This window comes from Specibacter sp. BI4 (assembly GCF_056680095.1).
The window spans coordinates 3,869,136-3,890,328 of the sequence record NZ_CM155265.1; the positions used below are offsets into that span (position 1 = coordinate 3,869,136).

At 64.7% G+C, this 21,193-nt stretch carries 18 protein-coding genes; 12 read left to right on the top strand and 6 right to left on the bottom strand.

All coding sequences use genetic code 11. The annotated features are described in order from the left end of the window. The first annotated feature begins 28 nt into the window (after window positions 1-28). From AC1L6K_RS17495 to AC1L6K_RS17530, 8 genes are all read left to right on the top strand, one after another. The gene (locus AC1L6K_RS17495) at window positions 29-676 is read left to right on the top strand and encodes a DUF4245 domain-containing protein (RefSeq protein ID WP_480950103.1); all 648 of its coding nucleotides are present in this window, start codon (window positions 29-31) and stop codon (window positions 674-676) included. After that, the gene (locus AC1L6K_RS17500) at window positions 673-1,332 is read left to right on the top strand and encodes a carbonic anhydrase (RefSeq protein WP_480950104.1); all 660 of its coding nucleotides are present in this window, start codon (window positions 673-675) and stop codon (window positions 1,330-1,332) included. Before AC1L6K_RS17495 ends, AC1L6K_RS17500 begins: the two co-directional genes overlap by 4 nt. A 159-nt stretch (window positions 1,333-1,491) precedes the next feature. After that, window positions 1,492-2,922 carry a class II fumarate hydratase gene (locus AC1L6K_RS17505; RefSeq protein ID WP_480950105.1) on the top strand — a complete coding sequence of 477 codons (1,431 nt, stop codon included), beginning with the start codon at window positions 1,492-1,494 and terminating at the stop codon, window positions 2,920-2,922. 203 nt (window positions 2,923-3,125) lie between these two features. After that, a complete protein-coding gene (locus AC1L6K_RS17510; RefSeq protein ID WP_480950106.1) occupies window positions 3,126-3,956 on the top strand; it encodes a nuclease-related domain-containing protein in 831 nt (276 codons plus the stop codon). Window positions 3,957-4,035: 79 nt separating this feature from the next. Then, a complete protein-coding gene (locus tag AC1L6K_RS17515; RefSeq protein WP_480950107.1) occupies window positions 4,036-6,810 on the top strand; it encodes a UvrD-helicase domain-containing protein in 2,775 nt (924 codons plus the stop codon). A 192-nt stretch (window positions 6,811-7,002) separates the two neighbouring features. Further along, a complete protein-coding gene (locus AC1L6K_RS17520) occupies window positions 7,003-7,680 on the top strand; it encodes a TetR/AcrR family transcriptional regulator (protein WP_480950108.1) in 678 nt (225 codons plus the stop codon). After that, window positions 7,677-9,413, top strand: coding sequence for an MDR family MFS transporter (locus AC1L6K_RS17525; protein WP_480950109.1), 1,737 nt, complete (start codon window positions 7,677-7,679; stop codon window positions 9,411-9,413). Before AC1L6K_RS17520 ends, AC1L6K_RS17525 begins: the two co-directional genes overlap by 4 nt. A 395-nt stretch (window positions 9,414-9,808) precedes the next feature. Further along, the gene (locus AC1L6K_RS17530) at window positions 9,809-10,732 is read left to right on the top strand and encodes a hypothetical protein (RefSeq protein WP_480950110.1); all 924 of its coding nucleotides are present in this window, start codon (window positions 9,809-9,811) and stop codon (window positions 10,730-10,732) included. Between the two features lie 190 nt (window positions 10,733-10,922). Here AC1L6K_RS17530 and AC1L6K_RS17535 read toward each other — a convergent pair whose 3' ends face one another. Both AC1L6K_RS17535 and AC1L6K_RS17540 read right to left on the bottom strand, forming a co-directional pair. Next, a complete protein-coding gene (locus AC1L6K_RS17535) occupies window positions 10,923-11,393 on the bottom strand; it encodes an NUDIX hydrolase (protein ID WP_480950111.1) in 471 nt (156 codons plus the stop codon). 85 nt (window positions 11,394-11,478) lie between these two features. Beyond that, on the bottom strand, window positions 11,479-12,990 hold the full coding sequence (locus tag AC1L6K_RS17540) for a CitMHS family transporter (RefSeq protein WP_480950112.1): 1,512 nt from the start codon (window positions 12,988-12,990) through the stop codon (window positions 11,479-11,481). 224 nt (window positions 12,991-13,214) lie between these two features. Between AC1L6K_RS17540 and AC1L6K_RS17545 the strand changes: the two genes are divergently transcribed. Next, entirely contained in the window at window positions 13,215-15,065 is a 1,851-nt protein-coding gene (locus AC1L6K_RS17545; protein WP_480950113.1) for a sensor histidine kinase, read from the top strand. Then, a complete protein-coding gene (locus AC1L6K_RS17550; RefSeq protein WP_480950114.1) occupies window positions 15,062-15,724 on the top strand; it encodes a response regulator in 663 nt (220 codons plus the stop codon). Before AC1L6K_RS17545 ends, AC1L6K_RS17550 begins: the two co-directional genes overlap by 4 nt. 12 nt (window positions 15,725-15,736) lie before the next feature. Here AC1L6K_RS17550 and AC1L6K_RS17555 read toward each other — a convergent pair whose 3' ends face one another. Further along, window positions 15,737-16,249 (bottom strand): prepilin peptidase, encoded by a 513-nt coding sequence (locus tag AC1L6K_RS17555; RefSeq protein ID WP_480950115.1) that lies wholly within the window; start codon window positions 16,247-16,249, stop codon window positions 15,737-15,739. Between the two features lie 68 nt (window positions 16,250-16,317). Here AC1L6K_RS17555 and AC1L6K_RS17560 point away from each other — a divergent pair, with 68 nt between their 5' ends. Then, window positions 16,318-17,142: a hypothetical protein gene (locus AC1L6K_RS17560; protein WP_480950116.1), complete on the top strand. Its 825-nt coding sequence runs from the start codon at window positions 16,318-16,320 to the stop codon at window positions 17,140-17,142. An 87-nt stretch (window positions 17,143-17,229) separates the two neighbouring features. Here AC1L6K_RS17560 and AC1L6K_RS17565 read toward each other — a convergent pair whose 3' ends face one another. The 3 genes from AC1L6K_RS17565 to AC1L6K_RS17575 all read right to left on the bottom strand — a co-directional run bounded on the left by AC1L6K_RS17565 (window position 17,230) and on the right by AC1L6K_RS17575 (window position 20,181). Further along, entirely contained in the window at window positions 17,230-18,561 is a 1,332-nt protein-coding gene (locus AC1L6K_RS17565; RefSeq protein ID WP_480952817.1) for a PhoH family protein, read from the bottom strand. 178 nt (window positions 18,562-18,739) lie between these two features. Beyond that, entirely contained in the window at window positions 18,740-19,390 is a 651-nt protein-coding gene (locus AC1L6K_RS17570) for a YoaK family protein (RefSeq protein ID WP_480950117.1), read from the bottom strand. Between the two features lie 35 nt (window positions 19,391-19,425). Next, window positions 19,426-20,181: an isoprenyl transferase gene (locus AC1L6K_RS17575; RefSeq protein WP_480950118.1), complete on the bottom strand. Its 756-nt coding sequence runs from the start codon at window positions 20,179-20,181 to the stop codon at window positions 19,426-19,428. A 180-nt stretch (window positions 20,182-20,361) separates the two neighbouring features. Between AC1L6K_RS17575 and trhA the strand changes: the two genes are divergently transcribed. After that, window positions 20,362-21,009: a PAQR family membrane homeostasis protein TrhA gene (trhA, locus tag AC1L6K_RS17580; RefSeq protein WP_480950119.1), complete on the top strand. Its 648-nt coding sequence runs from the start codon at window positions 20,362-20,364 to the stop codon at window positions 21,007-21,009. The last annotated feature ends 184 nt before the right edge of the window (window positions 21,010-21,193 follow it).

Consider the following 21,193-nt stretch of genomic DNA (forward strand, 5'->3'; position numbering starts at 1 on the left):
GCCGGCGCAGATCTGGGAAGATGGACAGGTGAGTGATTCAAGCCCTACCCCTCCCGTCAAGCCCGTTATTGCCGCCGGTGCCGCCAAGCGGGCCAACGCCTCGGTGGTTGGCATGCTGTTGGCCATGTTCTCAACGGTCGCCATTGTGTTGGTCATTGTGTGGCTCAACCCGCAGCCGAAGGCCGATAGTTACCGGACGCACATCGATGTTGCCGCCGTTGCCGGCCATGCTGCCGACACGGCCGGGTTCACGCCCGCGGCGCCTGCGCTCCCCGACGGCTGGTCCGCCAACTATGCGCGCTGGAATCCGCCGGGCGCCGACGGCGTGGCGTTTTGGGACGTCGGGTATGTTACGCCAACCGACACTTTCATCGCACTGCGCCAGTCAATAACGGCAAACCCCACGTGGACGGCCACCCAGGCGCAGAACGCCCCTGTTACGGGAACCCGCAACATAGACGGCCACGAGTGGGAACTCCGTGATAAACCTAAGGGCGACCGCAGTTTGGTCCTGGTCAGCGGCACCACCACCATCGTGCTCACCGGCGCGGCGGACTTCGAGGACTTTGACGCCCTGGCGGCCGGGTCCACGAAATCCCTCGACACCGGAACCGGCAAACAAGGCCCCGACAGCAAAGCAAGCACCATTCCCACACCAAAGGACAGCACACCATGAGCGGCGGAGAAGACGGCAACATCAACGCGGTGACAGAGCATCCCCACACTCCTGCGGATGCCTGGAGCACCCTGATGTCCGGCAACGCCCGGTTTGTGGACGGCACATCCAACCACCCCAACCAGGATGCCGCCCGACGGGCCTCCCTGCTGTCCACGCAGCAGCCCTTCGTCATGATTTTTGGCTGTTCCGACTCCCGCCTGGCCGCCGAGATAATCTTCGATCTGGGCCTGGGCGACGCCTTCGTGGTGCGCACCGCCGGCCACGTTGTTGACAACACGGCCCTTGGGTCGCTGGAGTACGGCGTGGAATACCTGGACGTGCCGCTGATTGTGGTGCTCGGCCACGACAGCTGCGGAGCCGTCACGGCCACCAAGGACGCCGTCGCCACAGGCAATATGCCCGTCGGATTCGTCCGCGACCTCGTGGAGCGCATCACCCCCTCGGTGCTTGCCTCCCTGCGCAAGGATTCGGACAGCACGGTCAACAACATGGTCGAGGAGCACGTCAAGCAGACGGCCGCGCGCCTTGTGGAGAACTCCCCCATCATCGCCAGCGCCGTCGCCCGCCAACGCACCGCCGTGGTGGGCTTGACCTACCGCCTCAACGACGGCACCGCAGACCTCGTCTACAGCAACGGTTCCATCCACCGGTAACCACAGTTTTTCTGATGCCCGACGGCGGAAGCTGCCTTCCGCCGTCGGGCATTCCTGTGCCGGGGCGGGGTTGGCAGGGGCCTCTGCAGCGTGCGCGTGAAGCGTGCGCGGGCGGTACACGGTTTTTAGCTCCGGGCGCGGCGGCGATATGGTGGATGCATGACTGATACTGCCGCGGCCCCCGCACAAGAATTCCGCATTGAACATGACACGATGGGCGAGGTCCGGGTTCCGGCGAACGCCCTGTACAGCGCACAGACACAGCGCGCCGTTGAAAACTTCCCGATTTCGGGCATGACACTGGAGTCGGCCCACATTTCGGCACTGGCACGCATCAAGAAGGCTGCCGCCACGACGAACGCCGAATTGGGCGTTTTGGACGCTGAACTGGCAAGGGCCATCGAGGCTGCCGCCGACCTGGTGATCGCCGGGGACTTCGACGGCGACTTCCCCATCGACGTATTCCAGACCGGTTCCGGCACCTCCTCGAACATGAACATGAACGAGGTCCTGGCGACCCTGGCCAACCGCGCACTCGTTGCCGCCGGCTCGGACAAGGTTGTCCACCCGAACGACCACGTCAACGCCTCGCAGTCCTCCAACGACGTGTTCCCCACCTCGGTCCACGTAGCCGCGACCTCCGCCTTGATCAACGACCTGATCCCGGCCCTCGCATACCTGGCCGAGTCGCTGGAACGCAAGGAAGCCGAATTCGCCACTGTGGTGAAGTCGGGCCGCACCCACTTGATGGATGCCACCCCAGTCACGCTCGGGCAGGAATTCGGCGGCTACGCCGCCCAGGTCCGCTACGGCATAGAGCGCGTTGAGTCCTCCCTGCCCCGCGTGGCGGAGGTCCCCCTCGGCGGCACCGCCGTAGGCACCGGCATCAACACCCCCGCAGGCTTCCCGCAACGCGTCATCGCCTTGTTGGCCCAGGATTCCGGCCTGCCGCTGACCGAGGCCCGCAACCACTTCGAGGCCCAGGCCAACCGCGACGGCCTCATCGAGGCATCCGGCCAGCTGCGCAACATCGCCTACTCGATCATGAAGATCAACAACGACCTGCGCTGGTTGGGCTCCGGCCCCAACACCGGCCTGGGCGAAATCTCGATCCCCGACCTGCAGCCCGGCTCCTCGATCATGCCCGGCAAGGTCAACCCTGTCATCTCCGAGGCCGCCATCATGGTTGCCGCCCAGGTCATCGGCAACGACACCACCATTGCCCTGTCCTCCACGAACGGCGCCTTCGAGCTGAACGTGGGCATCCCGGTCATGGCCGCGAACCTGCTGCAGTCCATCCGCCTGCTGACCAACACCAGCCGCATCATGGCCGACAAGATGATTGACGGGCTGACAGCCAACGTTGAGCGCGCCCGCTTCCTGGCCGAGGCGTCACCGTCCATCGTGACACCGCTGAACAAGTACATCGGCTACGAAAACGGTTCCAAGATTGCCAAGCACGCCATCAAGGAGGGCCTCACCATCCGTGAAGCCGTCCTGGCCCTGGGCTTCGTTGACCGCGGCGAAATCACCCTGGAGCAGCTGGATTCCGGGCTCGACGTGCTCGCCATGACAGTCGCCCCGCAGTAATCCCACGCCCTCGGCGTGTTTCTGCCAGGGTACGACGGGCGGGAGGCCACCTTTGCACAAAAGGCGGCCTCCCGCCGTCGTACTTTAAGGGCAGTAAGTGGCAACAACCACCCCCGGACCGGCCCGGCTGCGCCGCGCGTCCCGCCTTCCCACGCCGGTGAGGCTAGGATCACACTCATGGACGCACCGGCGAAGATCGATACGTGATTGTGGGACCGGGACCGCCGCCCCTTGACCGGCGGGTTCCGGGCCAGTCGGTCATGGCCGAGCTCTTGGCAGCCCGCGGGCGTGACCGTCCGCGGTCCCGGCTGGGACGAATTTTTGGTGCCGATCCCCTCAGTGCGGACAGCCGGCCCTGGTATCTGGGCGCGCTGGGTGAGATCGAGGTGGGGAAACTTCTTGCCCGGCTGGGCCCCGGCTGGACGGTCCTGCATGCGGTCCCGGTCGGGTCGGGCACATCCGACATTGACCATGTGGTGATTGGCGCCGCGGGCGTTTTCACCATCAACACCAAGAATCATGCCGACAAGTCCATATGGGTTGCCGGCCGAACTCTCATGGTCTCGGGCCAGCGGCAGGGCCACATTCGCGATTCGGCCCATGAATCGGCTCGTGCCGGCAAGCTCCTGGCCGCGGCAGTGGGAACCACCGTTCCGGTTGCGGGGGTCATCGTCCTTGTCGGAGCCAAGGAGGTGAACATCAAGGCTGCACCCACCGGCACCACGGTATTGACGGCCCGCCAGCTCCTGCGCTGGCTGAAAAAGCGCCCGCCAGTGCTGGCTGAGGACGCAGTGGCCCGCATCGCCGCCGCCGCCAGCCGCCCGGAAACCTGGCATTGGGCGCCACGGGATGCCGGCAGTGGCGCCGAGGTTCAGGACGGGTTCAGCCAGGTCCACGAGGCTGTGCAGGCGGCCCGGGGCCGCAAAAGAGGCTGGGGTTTCGCCGGCATGGCTGCCGTGCTCTTCGCAATCGTCGCCCTGATCACCGCCAGTCCAGGCATCATGGAAACACTCATGCAGGCCTTTAGCACCTGAGGGGCCGGCGACTTGGACCGGCCACAGTCATCACATTCGGCAAGCGACCATCCGCACGATGATTGGAATTGGGGAATCAATGGAACAGACTTGGCGGCCCAGCAACTTCGGCAAGCGCTTTGGCCGCTCCGGAGACTGGGAAGTTCACCTGGATGGTTCAGCGTTGCTCCTTCGCACGGGGAAGCCCCGGCCGGATTCCGCGGCGGAAACCACCACACGAGCCTCCATCTCCGAGGTGACCCAGCCCGCCCACCACAGGGGCATCTTCTGGGGATCCGCCACCTTTGCACTGCACGGGCGCCCCATCTCACTGACGGGGATGCGGAACCGGGACGCCGCCAGCCTGGCCCTTGCCCTCGGCACCGCAATAGGGAACCACCATCAGCTGCAACTGGCAGCACGGGTGGTGGCCTGGGCCGCGGCGTTCCAGTCGGCCATACGGGACCAATTTGCATCGACGGGTTGGCTGGGGAGGGACTTCAGGAACCATTGGCAGGCAGCGCGGCCCGCAGGCGAGCTGGCAGCGCTGCTGGACGATCCCGATTCCACCCTTGCCCGGCGCCTCGGCGTGCAGCCCGCCCAGGTGCGGGACGCCGTCGTACTTTGGCAGGCCGAGCTGCGCACCCACCTCACCCAACTGAACGAGCAACACCTGCTGGCCGAGGCCGCGGCCGCCAAAGACTTTTTTGACCGGGTGGAACGTTCTCCGCTGACGGCCGAGCAGATCCGTGCCGTGGTGTGCTTCGACAACCGGGTGCAGGTGATTGCCTCGGCAGGTTCGGGCAAGACCTCAACCATGGTGGCCAAGACCGGCTACGCGCTGCACCGAAAACTGGTGCCGGCCGAGAAGATCCTCCTGCTGGCATTCAACGCCGACGCCGCCAAGGAACTGGAACAGCGGATCCGGGACAGGCTCGTTCCCCTGGGGCTGCCGGGAGAGCGCGTCCATGCGAAAACCTTTCACGCCTTTGGACTCGAGGTCGTTGGTCAGGCGACGGGCCGAAAGCCGTCCCTTGCCCCGTGGGTCAGCGACGGCACCGACGAGGCAAAGCTGGGGCACCTTGTGGCCAGGCTCCGGGACACAAACCCGGGGTTCCGCCGGCAATGGGACCTGTACCGGCTCGTGCTCAGCGGAGGACAGCCGGATCCTGCCCACGGCGCCGCTTCCGGCGGGGAATCCGGCGCCGCTTCCGGCGGCAAGCCCGCCGATTTCCGGACCCTGCAAGGCGAGGTCGTCAAGAGCCACGGAGAACGGCTGATCGCAGACTGGTTGTTCTACAACGGCGTCGGCTACGTCTACGAGCGGCCATACGAGCACGAGACCGTGGATGCCACGCATGTGCAGTACCACCCCGACTTCTACTACCCCGTCATCGATGCCTACCACGAGCACTTTGCCCTTGACCGCACGGGACAGCCGCCGCCGGAGTTCACCGGCTACCTCGACGGCGTCAAATGGAAACGGTCCGTCCACCGGAAGTTCGGCACCACCCTGCTGGAAACGACCACGGCCGAGCTGTGGGACGGGCACGCGTTCGAGCTCCTGGCCGAGCAGCTCACGGCGCGTGGAATCAGGCTGGACCCGAACCCGGACCGGCACGTCCCCGGCCAGGAACCCATAAAAAACAAACACCTCATTAGGACGTTCCGGACCTTTCTCACCCATGCCAAAAGCAACAGGCTCGACGGCGGACGCCTGCGGGAGCGTGTCGGGGCGTGGGCGGGGACGCCATGGCACTACCGGCACACCGTCTTCCTGAACCTCTTCGAATCCATCCGGGCCGCATGGGAGCAGGAGCTTTCGGACGCCGGCGTGATCGATTTCGAGGACATGCTCACGCTGGCCGCGGACCATCTGGGGGCCGGACACTGGGATCCCGGGTACGAGCTGGTCATGGTCGATGAAATGCAGGATGCCAGCCATGCCCGGGCCCGGCTGGCGGGGGCCCTTGTCGGCAAGCCCGGCCGGATGCTTTTTGCGGTCGGGGACGACTGGCAGAGCATCAACGGCTTTGCCGGCTCCGACCTGTCGGTCATGACGGACTTTGACCGGTGGTTCGGTGAAGCGGAGACGGTCAGGCTGGAACGGACCTTCCGGTCCCCGCAGTCCATCTGCAATGTCTCAAGCGCCTTTGTCCTGAAGAACCCCGTGCAATTGCGCAAGCACGTGGTGTCTGCAGCCCCTGACCGTTCCCCCTCGATCATTGCCGTGGCTCTCGCAAGCGCCGACCACTATCAGCGCATCGTCCACGCCCACCTTGAAAAGCTGGCGGCCCGCATTGCCTCCGGTGAGGTTCCGGCAGGTTCAACCGGAAAGGTGACGGTCCTTGTCCTCTGCCGCTACAACCATGTCCTGCAAAAGGTGCGGGACACGGCCGGTCCGCAAGCGCGGGGCGTGGACCACGGGAAACACCTTGACGTCCGGTTCCACACCGTCCACGGTTCGAAGGGGCTTGAGGCCGACTATGTCATCATTCCGGGGCTGACCAACGGCACCTACGGTTTCCCCAGCACCATTGCGGACGACCCGGTGCTGCATCTGGCCAAGCCCGCCAGCGACACATTCCCGCTCGCGGAGGAACGCCGGCTCTTCTATGTGGCGCTGACCCGCGCCAAACGCTCGGTGCTGCTCCTGACCGTGGCAGGGAAAGAATCGCAGTTCCTGCTGGAACTCGTCCGGGACCACAACATTGCTGTGCTGAACGCCGCGGGAAAAACGACGACGGCCGTGCGTTGCCCGGCCTGCGGCGCTGGCCAGCTTGTGCGGAAAAACGGGAAGTACGGCGCCTTTTTCGGGTGCAGCCGGTACCCCGAGTGCCGCCATACCCAGAAACTGGCGGCACCGCCGAGATAGGGCGGACGTGCGGCAGTCGCCGAGGACGGGGTGGGAGGCCACGCCCTCGGCGTGTTTCTGCCAGGGTACGACGGGCGGGAGGCCACCTTTGCACAAAAGGTGGCCTCCCGCCGTCGTGCTTTAAGATGGTGTGATTAACTGCACTGCGAAAAGATTTTGCACTCTGAGGAAAATAGTGCAAACTTTTACCTTGTGACTGAAAGTGCAAATTCCTGCCAGGCCCAAGGCCTGCGTGCCCGCAAACGCGAGGCCACCCGCTCCGCCATCACCAAGGCGGCGCGGATCCTTACTGCCCAAAAGGGCCTGAACGGCTTCACGATTGAACAGTTGTGCGAAGAAGTCGGAGTGTCGCGGCGGACGTTCTTCAACTACTTCCCGTCGAAGGAAGACGCCATCCTGGGCCACCTGCTGGATGAGTTCCCGGCAGACGCCATAGCCGCCTTCGAGGCCGGCGGCTCACCGGAGTCGGGTGTGGAACGCGGCCCGCACGGCCTGAGCACCACACTGCTGCGCGACCTGCACACGCTCACCTGCGCCATGGTTGACGAGCTGGACCTCACCCGCGAACACATCACCGACCTCCTCGCCGCCATGAAGATGGAACCCCAGCTCATGATGAAGATCGTGGGCAGCGCCCATACGCGCGAGCAGGAATTCGCTGAACTCATTGCCCAGCGCGAACAGCTGCCGCCAGACGACCCGGTAGCCGGCATGGCCTCAGCCCTGTTCGGCACGTGTTCCCACCGCGCCGCCCAGGCCTTCTTCTCGGAGGAGAACACGTCCTCTTACGCGGACCTGCTGGCCGCCAACCTCCGCTCGGCCCAACAACTTTTCAACTTTTCATTATTAACCTTCGAAGGATCTCGATGAGTACAGCGCTAAAGGCAGGGCAGCCGCTCCTGTTGACTCAAAAACGGATCTGGATCATCTTCTCCGCGTTGATCGCGGGCATGCTGCTCTCCAGCCTCGACCAAACCATCGTCTCAACAGCCATGCCCACCATCGTGGGCAAGCTCGGCGGCGTCGAACACCAGACCTGGATCACGACGGCCTACCTGTTGGCGACCACCATCGTGATGCCGATCTACGGCAAGCTCGGTGACATGCTCGGGCGCCGGAACCTGTTCCTGGCCGCCATTGCCATCTTCACCCTGGCCTCCATCGGCTGTGCCTTTGCCACCGATTTCTGGGGCTTTGTGATCTTCCGTGCCATGCAGGGCCTCGGCGGCGGCGGCTTGATGATCCTCTCGCAGGCCATCATCGCCGACATTGTCCCGGCCAATGACCGCGGCAAGTACATGGGCCCGCTCGGCGCCATCTTCGGCCTGGCAGCCGTTGCCGGCCCCCTGTTGGGCGGCTACTTCGTGGACCACCTGACCTGGGAATGGGCCTTCTACATCAACATCCCGATCGGCATTGCCGCCTTCATTGTTGCGTTCTTTGCCCTGACCCTGCCCTCCAAAAAGGCCACGAAAAAGATTGACTACATGGGCGTGGTGTTCCTGTCCATCGCCACCACCTGCTTGATCTTCTTCACCGACTTTGGCGGCAAGGCCGACGGCTGGACCTCCCTGACAACCTGGACCTGGGGCGCCGGCATGATTGCCGCCATCGCACTGTTCATCTTCACCGAAGCCCGCGCGGAAGATCCCATCATCCCGCTGTCGCTGTTCAAGAACCCGATCTTCCTGAACTCCACAGCCATTGGTTTCGTGCTGGGCATGGGCATGTTCGCGGCCCTGGCGTTCGTGCCGACGTTCCTGCAAATGTCCACCGGCACGTCCGCGGCCGTTTCCGGCCTGCTGATGCTGCCGATGATGGTGGGCCTGATGGGCACGTCCATCTGGTCCGGTATCCGCATGTCCAAGACCGGAAAGTACAAGGCGTTCCCGATTGCCGGCGCCTCACTGACGATCATCGCCATGCTGTGGCTGACCACGCTGTCCGCCGACACCGCCATTTGGGTCATTTGCGCCCAGCTGTTCGTGTTTGGTGCGGGCCTGGGCCTGATCATGCAGATCGTGGTGATTGTGGTGCAGAACTCGGTGCCGGCCGCGCAGCTGGGCACCGCCACCAGCACCAACAACTACTTCCGTGAGGTTGGTTCGTCACTGGGCGTGGCCGTGTTTGGTGCCATGTTCACCACGCGCCTGGCCGAATCCCTGACGGAGGTCTTCGCGGCTGCCGGTGCCTCGCCGGAGGAGGCCGGCGGCGCCATGTCAACCCTGGATCCGCAGGCGCTGCACAAACTGCCGCAGACTGTCCAGGACGGCATCATCACCGCCTACGCGGACTCCCTGGCGCCCGTGTTCTGGTACCTGATCCCCTTCATGGTGATCGCCCTGGTGCTGGCCATCTTCATGAAGGTCATCCCGCTTTCGGACACGTCCGGCATGGTGGCCCGCGGCGAGGCGGTTGGCGGCGCCGAAGCCGAGCGCCTGGAAGCCGAGCGCCTGGCGGGCACCTCCTCCGAATCCTCCTCTGGCTCCTCCCCCGATTCCTCCTCTGGCTCCTCCCCCGATTCCTCCCCCGACGGCACGGACACGCTGCTGCTGGCCGAGGAACCCCCGGAGACTCCCCTGGATTCCCCGGACTCCCCGTAGCCTCGCGCTGAGAAGGCGCGTGCCGCCGTCGTACTTTTCCAGGTACGACGGCGGGACGCGCCTTTTCTGGTTAACCCGCCTTCGCCGGGGCTGCTTCGGGTGATTTCCGGGCACTGAGCCAACTGTGCAGAATCCATATGCCACTTTTAGGGGCTGTCGCCGCCCCACCCCCGAATCGAAACAGCAGCTAACGCGGTCATCCGCCCCGCTCCCGAATCGAAACAGCAGCTGATGCTGTGATCCGCCCCACCCCCGAATCGAAACAGCAGCTAACGCGGTCATCCGGTCGGAATCGCAACATCAGCTGCTGTTTGGATTCTGAAATGCGTCCAGAGTCGCCCCGGGCCTGTGGAAAACTCCGGATGCCGGGCAGCAAACTGGGCCAAAATGGAACCATGGTTGTCCGTCCCCGCAAGCTGGAACTTTTGGCCCGGCGGTCCTTCACCTTTGGTGAGGGACTCTCCTCCGGTGCCACGCGCGGCCATCTGCGCGGCAAGGACTTGAGCACACCCAGCAGGGAAATCCGGGTTCCCCGCGGGCAACGACAACCATTACTGGACCGGGTGCGCCCTTACCTTGCTTTGTGCCCGAAAGGCTGCATCTCCCATGTGACAGCAGCGCAACTGCACGGGTTTCCGTTGCCCTGGTTCGACGATGAAATCAGGACGGTTCATCTCACCCGGCCGGCACACTCGGCCCAGCCGCGGCGCAGGAATGTGATCGGCCACAGCAACACGCTGGCGCCCGACGAAATCATGTACCTGGACGGAGTCGCAGTGACAACGCCTGAGCGAACATTTCTGGATCTAAGTGCCTTGTTGAGCTTGGATGATCTGGTGGCCGTGGCAGACTTCATGGTCTGTGAGCACGAGCGTCCCTTTGGGCTGTCGAAGGCTGCGATGGTTCCAGCGCAAACACTCCGCTCCTACATCTCGGGCAAACGCAATTTGAGAGGTCTCAGCGACGCCAGATCTGCCTTGGAATTGATGCGGGTTGGTGTGGACTCCCCTCCGGAGACGCGGTTGCGCCTGCTGCTGCAGCACGCAGGGCTGCCGGAGTTCACCACCAACTACGCAATCGAGGGTGATCCTGAGGTGTGGCCGGATCTTGCCTGTGAGGAGTTCAAGACCAGCGCTGAATACGAAGGCGAAGTCCACAAGACCCCGCAGAAGCAGCTATTTGACCGGAACCGTGATGAGCGGACGGCCGCCCGCGGTTGGCTGCAGGTAAAGGTGTACAAGGAGGATATGCGCCGCGGCGACGCCTACGTAGTGGAGATGTTCAAGCGTGCCCTGCGGAAGCAGGGCTGGCAGGGGTGACCGGTACTTAAGTAACCCGGGGTCCACTCACATCGAAACTGCAGCTGATGCTGTGATCCCACCGGAATCGCAGCATCAGCTGCAGTTTGGAATGTGGGAGGCGCCAAATTCGGCTGCTTACGGGCGGGAAGTGCCCCGCGACTGCCCCGGACACCGCACCCAATGCCGGGATCCAACGAATATGCGTGCGCTAGCGCTGGAAGTGGGGTTCGCCGTCGAACGTGAGCGCGCGCTGGATGCAGTCCAGGTGGGCGGGGCGCAGCGGGGGCAGCTCGTCCGTGGCAAACCAGCCGACGGCGAGGGATTCGTCGTCGTTCACGCGGGCGGTGCCGCTGATGTGGCGGCAGATGAATTCCACATTCAGGAAGTCGCACACGTCCCCGTTGGGAAAGGTCACCGGTCCCACGGAGGCGACGCCCATCAGGTGCTCGATGGCGGCAACAACAGCGGTTTCCTCGAAAATTTCCCGCAGCATCCCTGGGCCGGCTTCCTCCCCCGGTTCCAGGATTCCCGTGATCAGCGCCCAGCCGCCGGTGTCGGAGCGTTCACCGAGCAGCACCCGCCCGGCCGCGTCGAACACCACGCCGCGCACCCCCGGCAGCCACAGCGGGTCGTGGCCGATCTTCTCGCGCAGCTTCGTTATGAATTCCGGTGATCCCATGTCTTCAGCCTAATGCCCAACGACAACTGCGGCCCGGACAGTTGTCCGGGCCGCAGTTGTCGTTGGGAGTGTGAGGATGCAGCTGTCAGCCCCAGGGGATGACGCCGACGAGGATGCCCACTGTCAGCATGACCAGCGACACCACCAAGGCGCGCCACAGAACTTTTTTGTGGTGGTCGCCAAGTTCGACCTTGGACAGCGAGACCAGCAGCAGGATGGCGGGAACCAGCGGGCTCTGCATGTGGACCGGCTGGCCGGCGATGGAGGCTCGGGCCATGGCTGCCGGATCGATGCCGAAGTGTGCCGCGGTTTCGCTGAGGACGGGAAGGACCCCGAAGTAGAAGGCGTCGTTGCTCATGAAAAATGTCATGGGGATGCTCAGCAATCCGGTGATGACTGCCATGTACGGTCCCATGGAGGTGGGGATGACGCTGACGAGCCAGGCGGCCATGGCATCGACCATGCCCGTGCCGCTCAGTACACCGGTGAGCACTGCGGCCGCCATGACCATGGAGACCACGGCAACGATGCTGCCGGCGTGCGAGACAAGCGCCCGGGCCTGGTCCTTGACGTTGGGGAAGTTCACAATCAAGGCCACGGCCGAACCAACCATGAACACGTACGGCAGTGGCAGGATGTCAGCGACAAGGGTGACCATGATGGCCACTGTCAGGGCAAGGTTGAACCAGAACAGCTTGGGCCGCAGCGTTGACCGGTTGGGGTCCAGCTGCGAATCGGCCAGCGAGGTGTTGACGCTTGCCGCATCCTCGTTGGCAACGGCCAGGACCTGTGCGTCAAATCGTTCCTGCGCGGCGGAGCGCGGCTTGACCTCGGTCAGCACGGCCGTCCCGGTCCCGCCCGAGCCGGCCGTTGAGCTGCCGGCGTTCGCAGCGGCGGGGGTGCCGCCGTCGTGCTTGGAATTGCTGCTGCCGGAACCGCCACCCTGGGCATCGGCGGCGTCGCCGGTCCACAGGCGTCCCGCCAGGGCCAGGCGGCGTCGTTCGCGTATGCCCAGGTGCCAGGCGAACAGGAAGATGACGATCATGCCGGCGATCAGCGAGGGGATCATGGGGACGAATACTTCGCTGGGCGAGACCTTCAGTGCGGCGGCTGCGCGGGCTGTGGGGCCGCCCCACGGCAGGATGTTCATGGTGCCGTTGGCCAGGCCGGCCACGCAGGTCAGCACCACCGGGCTCAGCCCCAGGCGCAGGTAGATCGGCAGCATCGCGGCGGTGGTCAGGATGAAGGTTGTGGAGCCGTCGCCGTCAAGGGAGACGACGGCGGCCAGCACCGCGGTGCCGACAACCACCTTGGCGGGGTCGTTGCCCAGGGTGCGAAGGATGAATTTCACGAGTGGGTCGAACAGGCCGACGTCGATCATCATGCCGAAGAACACGATCGCGAACATGAGCAGTGCGGCCGTGGACGTCAGGCTCTTCATGGAGTCCATGACCATGTCGCCCAGGCCCAGGCCGGCCCCGGCAAACAAGCCGAAGATGGTGGGGACCACGATCAGGGCCACAACGGGCGTAAGTTTCTTCGTCATGACCAGCGTCATGAAGACCGCTATCATGGCAAAGCCAAGGATGACCAACATAAGAACTCCTTTGTACCGGGCCGCGTTTGTGACCTGCTTGATTGAACTTATAGTGATTTGAATCACGGGCAGGGTTAAGTCCAGTTGACCCAAGTAGTGCCCGTTGAACACGTTTAGCCCATAAAACCCGCCAGCCGGCCGTGCGTCGCGTAGCATTGCTTCGCACGGCCCTGCTGGCGGGGCCTGCCCTGGGCAGCCATCACTCACCACGAAGGAGGAATCTGTTGAAACCGTCTCGCGCCACGCCCCGGCTGCGGTTCTCCACCCGGGTCCTCCTAGTCCAGCTGGCAGTTGTGGCCGCCGTCGTGCTCATCACCGCTGGCACCTTCGCGGCCCTCACGTACGGGTGGCTGGGCCAGCAGGCCGAGGCCCGGGCACTTGCCGTGGCCCGGACAGTTGCGTCCTCGGAGGATGTCCGCCGGGAGACAGCCGCCCTTGCCGCCGCACCCGCCTCGACGCTGACACCCGAAAACCTTGCCAACGGTCCGGTGCAGCAGAACGCGGAGTCGGCCAGGGAGCGCACCGGTGCGTTGTTCGTCGTCGTGACTGACGACGCCGGACTGCGGCTTGCGCACCCGAATCCAGCCCAGCTGGGTGAAAAGGTTTCAACCGACCCCTCGGTCGCACTGGCCGGCGGCGAGGAGACGTCGCAGGAACACGGCACGCTGGGGCGTTCGGCCCGGGCCAAGGTCCCCGTGTACGCCCCGGGCACCCCGGGCACCCCGGGCACCCCGGGCACCGCCGGCACCGCCGGCGCGAAAGCTGTCGTGGTGGGCGAGGTCAGCGTGGGTTTCTCCAGCGACGACATAGTTGCCGGCATGCTCCGGAACGTGGCGCCCGTGGCACTCATAGCAGTATCGTCCCTGGCACTTGGGGCCCTTGCCTCCGCCCTGACGGGCGCGCGGCTCAGGCGGCTCACCCTTGGCCTCGAACCGGAAGAAATCGCGGGGCTGGCGCAGGACCAGGAAGCTGTCCTGCGCGGCGTTGACGAGGGGGTCATTGGCGTGTCCGAAAATGGCGTCATCACGGTGTTCAACGACGGTGCGCGCAGGCTTCTGGCCCCCGGAGCCACGGTGAACTTCAGCGGCGTCCCCCTGTCCGGAAGCGGCTTACCGGAGTTCCTCGCCACCGCTGCCACGGTTGCCGGGGCGGAGGGCGAATATGGGCCATCCGAGCATGTGCTGGGCGACAGGGTCGTGATTGTCACGGCCCGTTCCGTGCGGTTTGGCGGCAGCAAGTTTGCCAAGGCCCGCAGGCCCGGGGCACCCGGCCGATCCGGTGACGGCGCCCGCCCGCTGGGCACTGTCATCATGGCCAGGGACCGGACCGAGGTCCAGGCGCTGACGCGGCAGCTGGATGCCGTCAACGCCCTTGGCACGGCCCTGCGGGCGCAGCGGCACGAGTTTGCCAACCGCCTCCACACAGTGGCCGGGCTGCTCGACATCGACCGGGCCGCGGAGGCGCGCGACTATGTCGGGGCGATCATGTCCAACGGCCCGCTGCAGTACCCGGCGCAGGATCTGGGCAGGCTCAGCGACCCGTATCTGGAGGCATTCATCGGCGCCAAGAGCATCGAAGCCCATGAACGCGGCGTTGAGGTGCGGATCGGGGCTGACACCTTGATCCGCGGACACATCACCGATCCCCAGGACGTGACGGCCGTCCTCGGCAACCTCCTCGACAACGCCATTGCCGCCGCGGTGGCGGGGACGTCGTCCCACAGGTGGGTTGAGGTGGAACTGCTGGATGAACACACGCCCGACGGCGGGACCCTCCACCTGGTGGTTGCCGACTCGGGTGACGGCCTGGCCTTACCGGCAGGCGGCACCGGAATGCCTGACACCAGGGAGCTCATCTTCACGCCCGGTTATTCAACCTCGCCGGAGGATCCACGCACGACCGACTCCGCAGCAGGCCAGGGTGTGGGGCTCGCCCTTGTCAGGCACCTGGCCCGCCGCAGGGGTGGCGACGTCTGGGTCGCCGACGACGGGGCACCCAATTCCCACGGCGCAGTGGTTTGCGCCAGGCTGCCCGGCGTCGTGGCGCTGGCACCCCTTGCAAAGGAGACACCATGAGCAACGAATTCAGTGTGTTGATAGTCGAGGATGACTTTCACGTGGGGCGGCTGCATGCCGGCTTTGTCGACGCCGTGCCGGGTTTCCGTGCACTGCCGCCCGCCCCCACTGCCGCGCAGGGGCTCAAGGCCATACACTCCGAGCAGCCTGATTTGGTCCTGCTCGACGTCTACCTGCCGGACGCATCGGGGCTGGACGTACTCGGCGGCATCGATGTCGATGCGATGATGCTCAGTGCCGCCTCCGACCCCGAATCGATTCGCAAGGCGCTGCGCCGCGGCGCACTGGCCTATCTGATCAAGCCCTTCTCGGCCGAGCTGCTGGAGTCGCGCCTGCGCGGCTATGCCCGGTACCGCCGCCTGCTGGCGGAAACCGGCACCCTGGCGCAGGACAGGCTGGAAACTGCCTGGCAGGCGCTGCATCCGACGTCGGCGGCTGCGGGGCAAAAATCCGGTTCGGCCACCGAGGCTGCCGTCCTGGCCGCACTCGCCGGCCGCGGGGACCAGTCCACTGCAGACGTTGCCGAGGCTGTCGGCATTTCCCGGACCACCGCCCAGCGTTACCTGTCTGCCCTGGCCGACAACGGCGCAGTCGCCATCTCCCTGCGCTACGGCACCACGGGACGGCCCGAACACCGCTACAGCGTCGCCGCGCAGTAGCCCCGGGCGGGTTCAGCCCGCAGGGACGATCGCCATGACTGCCAACGCCCCGAGCAGCATGGCCGGGCCAAACGGGATGGTCGACTTTGCCGTGCCACGGCGGCTGGCGATGAGCACAATCCCCCACAACCCGCCGGCAACGAATCCAGCCACCATGCCAAGAACAATGTGCTGCCAGCCGAGAAAACCCAAAAACAAGCCCAAAACGCCCGACAGTTTTACGTCCCCAAAGCCCATCCCTGCCGGATAAACGGCCCACAACACCCAGTAGACAGCCGCCATGGCCACGGCGCCGCCGAGCGCGGAGACCGCAAGGTGCGGCATTCCGGCCAGGAACGCTGCCGCCAGCAACAGCACCCCTGCAATCGGGTAGGCCGGAACCACAAGCCTGTTGGGCAGGGTGTGGGTGCGAATATCGACAATGCTCAGCCGCACTGCGAGCCACAGCAGATACAGGCACGCGGCCAGGGCACACAGGAACGCCGCTGTGCTGTGTGCCGAGATGTCCGTCAGCCGAGTGACCATAGCGCGATGCTACGCCATGGTCCGTCCCGGCGGGGTCCATTTGGCGGGCCCGGGGCTAAGCTGTGGATATGAGCGCCTCCCCTTACACTGCCGATACTTTTCGACACATCTGCCGATCGTCTCCATGGCGTTGGCAGACCGTGCGCTTTGAGCTGCACCGAAAATTTCCCAACACGGCCGACGGCGGCGCCGGCAACAGTTGGGTGCCAGGCAATGCGGGCGTTGCTGCGGAAGCCGCGGCGCCGGGCACCGACCCCGCCTTGACCTTGAACTGCTGGGTCCGCCGCCCGGGAGCCTTGCGCGTTGAGACCCAGGACGGAAAACTGCTGGCCAGCACCACCAAGATCAATGAGTCAAGGGACTCCCTGTTCATCAGCGGCAACCGCAAACCGTGGCTGCTGCAGCCATCGCTTGTCAATCCCGTCAAGGACGATGCCGGGTTTGTTGTGCGCCGCCCCGAGGCGCGCTATGGCGAGCCAGCCTATGGCTCCGGCAGGGCCGCCGCAGCACTTGACCCGGTGGAACTTGCAGGTGAACGCCCGGTACCGCTGGAGGCGCCCTTTGCCAATGTGGCCGAGATCGAGGACATCGCTACGGTCTCCCACCATGGCCGGGCCGCTGTCGAGGCCGTGCTGACACCGAACTCGAGCTATCACCCGCTCTTTGCCGACGCCCCGTTGTTGTTTCCGGGACGCACTGCCGTCCGGATCGACCTGGACACAGGAATTTGCGTTGCGTCGCAGTCGCTGGACGGGGAAACGGCGGGGGCCGGGCACTGGATGGTGCTTCTCGGCATTGACGAGTACATGCTTGATGATCTCTTTGAAGAGGTGAGCATGGGCCTGACGGACGTTCGGGCACACATCCCGTGGGACCTGGGCCCGAACGCCTGACCCCTCCCCCGCAACATCGGTGTGGCAGTTGTTGGACGAGTCCAACAACTGCCACACCGAACTTTTTTGGGGTGTCGGGAGGACTGGCTAGACCTCTGCGCGCTCCAGCATTTCAGTCACCAGCGCGGCAATGGGTGAGCGCTCCGAGCGGGTGAGCGTCACGTGTCCAAAGAGCGGGTGCCCCTTCAGTGTTTCCACTACTGCTGCAACGCCGTCGTGCCTGCCAACCCGGAGGTTGTCGCGCTGGGCGACGTCGTGGGTGAGCACGATCTTGGAGCGCTGGCCGATGCGGCTCATGACTGTGAGCAGCACGTTCTTCTCCAGCGACTGCGCCTCATCCACAATGACGAACGAGTCGTGCAGCGAGCGACCGCGGATGTGGGTCAGCGGAAGCACCTCCAGCATGCCCCGGGCCATGATTTCGTCCATGAGGTTTTCCGAAACCACCGAACCCAGTGTGTCAAAGACGGCCTGGGCCCACGGGTTCATCTTCTCGCTTTCGGAGCCCGGCAGGTACCCGAGCTCCTGGCCGCCCACCGCGTAAAGCGGCCGAAACACCACCACCTTGCGGTGCTCGTTGCGTTCCAGGACAGCCTCCAGGCCGGCACACAGGGCCAGCGCGCTCTTGCCCGTTCCGGCCCGGCCGCCAAGGGACACGATGCCGACTTCCGGATCCAGGAGCAGGTCCAGCGCCAGCCGCTGTTCGGCCGACCGTCCGTGCAGTCCAAAGACTTCCCTGTCGCCGCGCACCAGGCGGACCTGCTGGTCGGAGCCAACCCGGCCAAGGGCCGAACCCCTGTTGCTGGTGATGACAAGCGAGGTGTTGACGGGCATGGCGGCAGCGTCGGGAATGGGCACCGGCTCGTGGTTGTACAGGGCAGTTATTTCGGCTTCGGTTGCATCAACCTCACCCACCCCCGTCCAGCCCGAGTCCGGCACGAGTTCATTGCGGTATTCATCCGCAGCCAGTCCCATCGCCGAGGCCTTGACCCGCATCGGCACATCCTTGGACACCACTGTGACGTCGTGGCCTTCATTGGCGAGGTTCTTGGCAACTGCCAGGATCCGCGAATCGTTGTCCGCCGCGCGCATGCCCGCCGGAAGCACCTCCAGCGAAACGTGGTTGAGCTCCACACGGAACGTCCCGCCGTCGTGCCCCAGGGGAACGGGGGACGACAGCCCGCCATGGAGTTCACGCAGCTCGTCGAGCAGGCGCAGCGCCGCACGGGCGAAGTAGCCCAGCTCCGGGTCGTGGCGCTTGCCCTCAAGCTCCGAAACGACCACGATCGGCACAACCACCTGATGTTCGGCAAAGCGGGTGATGGCCCGCGGATCCGACAGCAGAACAGAGGTGTCAATGATGTAGGTGCGCAATTTCGCCGCCGTGTGCGGACTTTGTGCATGCTGCTCAAGGTTCATGGTTTCAACCACGTCTACTCCAGCCCTCCGGACCGTCAAGGCGTCCGGATTCCAATCGGTACGTCGGGCGGAGTTGCCCTCCGTTATGCCTAAGCTACGCCGCTATTCCGCACTCCGGCGGCGCCACGCCACGGCGGCAAATGAACGTTGGGTAACCGTTGGCCGAACGCTGGACTTGTCAGAGCTCGACACGGACAGCCGGCGGGCGGGGCGGGCTTTTGCGCACATAGTTGTTGAAAATGACCGCCAGCACCAGCACCGCCACCGCAATCCACAACGCATTCAAGTTCAGCGCCAGGTACGCCAGCCCGCCAAGAATCGACCCCGTCGTCAGCGAAATCCACAGCACCGCATACCTGCGCCACAGCCATTTCTCGCCTCCGGTCAACGCATTGGCAATGTGCTGGCCCATTTTCACGAGCGTGCCTGTCATGTAGGTCAGGCCGATGCTGACCTCGCCGTCCCGCTCAAAAATGACGTTCTCGGCACCCATCGCCAGCGCCATCATGGCCGGGGCCAGCCAGCCGCCAAGGCCCAGGTCAAAAAGTACGACGGCGGATGCCAGTGCCGCTGTCACGTACAGCAGGACTGCCATCCGCTTGCGTGCCGGGACAAGCCGGCGCAGGATCGAGGCCGACACCACCCCCAGCAGGAACGCGCCCACCATGCCGAAGGCGAGGATGAAGCCGGCCCAGTTGCCTTCAGCCAGCGCCGTCCCGCCGCGGGTGGAGTTGCCGCTCATGAACGAGACGAAGTATCCGCCCAGATGGATGAAACCCACGGCGTCCACAAATCCGGCGGCGCTTGCCAGGACGGAGGCCAGGATCATTTCGGAGCGGTGGTGGCTTTGCAACGGGCGGGGCGCTAACTGCCAAAACGGCGGCTGCGGCCGGCGTAGTCGCGCAGGGCGCGCAGGAAGTCGATCTTGCGGAAGGCCGGCCAGAGCGCCTCGCAAAAGTAAAACTCGCTGTAGGCGCTCTGCCACATCAGAAATCCTGAGAGGCGCTGCTCGCCGGAGGTGCGGATGACCAGGTCCGGGTCGGGCTGGCCGCGGGTGTACAGGAACTTGGAGATGTCATCGACTGTCAGGCTGTCGGCAACCTCGGCCATGGTGCGCTCCGCTGCGTCGGCGTCGTGCAGGAGTTCGCGGACGGCGTCGACAATTTCACGGCGGCCGCCATAGCCGATGGCCATGTTGACGTGAATGCGCTCCTTGGCCGGAACGCGCGCCGTCAGCGAGGACAGCCGGGCGGCCAGGTAGTCCGGCAGGAGTTCCGGGGCGCCCATGGCGTGGACGCTGATGTCGGCGTCGGCGTCGAGCAGGTCAAGGGTGTTGGCGATGATGCCCATGAGCTCGTCAAGCTCTTCGGGCGAGCGGCTCATGTTGTCGGTGGAGAGCATGTACAAGGTGACAACCTTGATGCCCAGGTCCTGGCACCAGCCCAAAAATTCCAGAATCTTGTCCGCACCGGCCTGGTGCCCCTGGCTGGTTGGCGCGTTGAACTGCTTGGCCCAGCGGCGGTTGCCGTCAACCATGACGCCGATGTGCGCCGGGACGCTGCTGAGGTCAAGGGACCTGGCCAGCCGGCGCTCGTAAAAGTTGTACAACAGCTTTGGCATCCGCACAGACCCGGTGGACAGCCGCATACCAGTGCACCGGACCTTTACAAATAACGGCCCTGCGGCCTGCGAATCTTGCTAGCTCTAGGTTACCCGCACCGTCCGCAAAATCTCGCCAAGCAGCCGGAAAGGAGTCGTTACCCACCGGTAGCTTACGGTCCGCTGCGTTATGCTTTCCCCATGAACACCCCTCCCGGCGCCGAGTTGAAACCATCCTGGCGGGGCTGGCTGCACGCCGGAACTGCACCGCTGGTCTTGATTGCCGGCATTGTGCTGGTGGCACTTGCTCCCAGCATCCAGGCCAAGGTCACCTCCGCCGTCTACGTGGCCACCGGCGTGCTTCTTTTTGGTACGAGTGCGCTATATCATCGGGGCAACTGGTCCCCCACGGCCCGGGCCACGCTCAAACGCCTTGACCACAGCAACATCATGCTTGTCATCGCCGGTTCCTATACGCCACTGTCCTACCTGATGCTGCCGCGCCCCACAGCCACCCTGCTGCTGTGGATGATTTGGATCGGGGCCCTGGCCGGCGTCTTGTTCCGGGTTTTATGGGTGGGTGCTCCCCGCTGGCTCTACGTCCCCATTTACGTGCTGCTGGGCATCACGGCGTTGTTCTTCCTGCCCGAATTCTGGGCTGCCGGTGTGGTGCCGACGCTCTTGATTTGTTTGGGCGGCGCCATGTACATTGCCGGGGCGGTCATCTACGGCATTAAGAAACCTAACTTCAGCCACCGCCATTTTGGGTTCCACGAACTGTTCCATGCCCTCACGGTGGCTGCGTTCGCGACACACTTTTTGGCCGTCGTGCTGGTGGTGTTCGGCTGACCGCCCCCACCCTGGATCGAAACAGCAGCTGATGCACTTTCCAAGCGCTTTCCAACCCCACCCTGGATCCAAACAGCAGCTGATGCACTAATTTCGGTGCCAGAGCAGCATCAGCTGCTGTTTCGAATGCAAAAATCGCATCATCCTGCATCTCGACGTTGAGGCAGCCCGGCAGCCTGGCCCA

Bases quoted from the DNA above. Each gene is read 5' to 3' on its own strand.
- AC1L6K_RS17500 (WP_480950104.1), top strand. From the start codon at position 673: ATGAGCGGCGGAGAAGACGGCAACATCAACGCGGTGACAGAGCATCCC.
- AC1L6K_RS17535 (WP_480950111.1), bottom strand. From the start codon at position 11,393: ATGGGATCACCGGAATTCATAACGAAGCTGCGCGAGAAGATCGGCCAC.
- AC1L6K_RS17505 (WP_480950105.1), top strand. From the start codon at position 1,492: ATGACTGATACTGCCGCGGCCCCCGCACAAGAATTCCGCATTGAACAT.
- trhA (WP_480950119.1), top strand. From the start codon at position 20,362: ATGAACACCCCTCCCGGCGCCGAGTTGAAACCATCCTGGCGGGGCTGG.
- AC1L6K_RS17570 (WP_480950117.1), bottom strand. From the start codon at position 19,390: ATGATCCTGGCCTCCGTCCTGGCAAGCGCCGCCGGATTTGTGGACGCC.
- AC1L6K_RS17540 (WP_480950112.1), bottom strand. From the start codon at position 12,990: ATGTTGGTCATCCTTGGCTTTGCCATGATAGCGGTCTTCATGACGCTG.
- AC1L6K_RS17555 (WP_480950115.1), bottom strand. From the start codon at position 16,249: ATGGTCACTCGGCTGACGGACATCTCGGCACACAGCACAGCGGCGTTC.
- AC1L6K_RS17525 (WP_480950109.1), top strand. From the start codon at position 7,677: ATGAGTACAGCGCTAAAGGCAGGGCAGCCGCTCCTGTTGACTCAAAAA.
- AC1L6K_RS17560 (WP_480950116.1), top strand. From the start codon at position 16,318: ATGAGCGCCTCCCCTTACACTGCCGATACTTTTCGACACATCTGCCGA.
- AC1L6K_RS17575 (WP_480950118.1), bottom strand. From the start codon at position 20,181: ATGCCAAAGCTGTTGTACAACTTTTACGAGCGCCGGCTGGCCAGGTCC.
- AC1L6K_RS17530 (WP_480950110.1), top strand. From the start codon at position 9,809: ATGGTTGTCCGTCCCCGCAAGCTGGAACTTTTGGCCCGGCGGTCCTTC.
- AC1L6K_RS17550 (WP_480950114.1), top strand. From the start codon at position 15,062: ATGAGCAACGAATTCAGTGTGTTGATAGTCGAGGATGACTTTCACGTG.
- AC1L6K_RS17515 (WP_480950107.1), top strand. From the start codon at position 4,036: ATGGAACAGACTTGGCGGCCCAGCAACTTCGGCAAGCGCTTTGGCCGC.
- AC1L6K_RS17565 (WP_480952817.1), bottom strand. From the start codon at position 18,561: ATGAACCTTGAGCAGCATGCACAAAGTCCGCACACGGCGGCGAAATTG.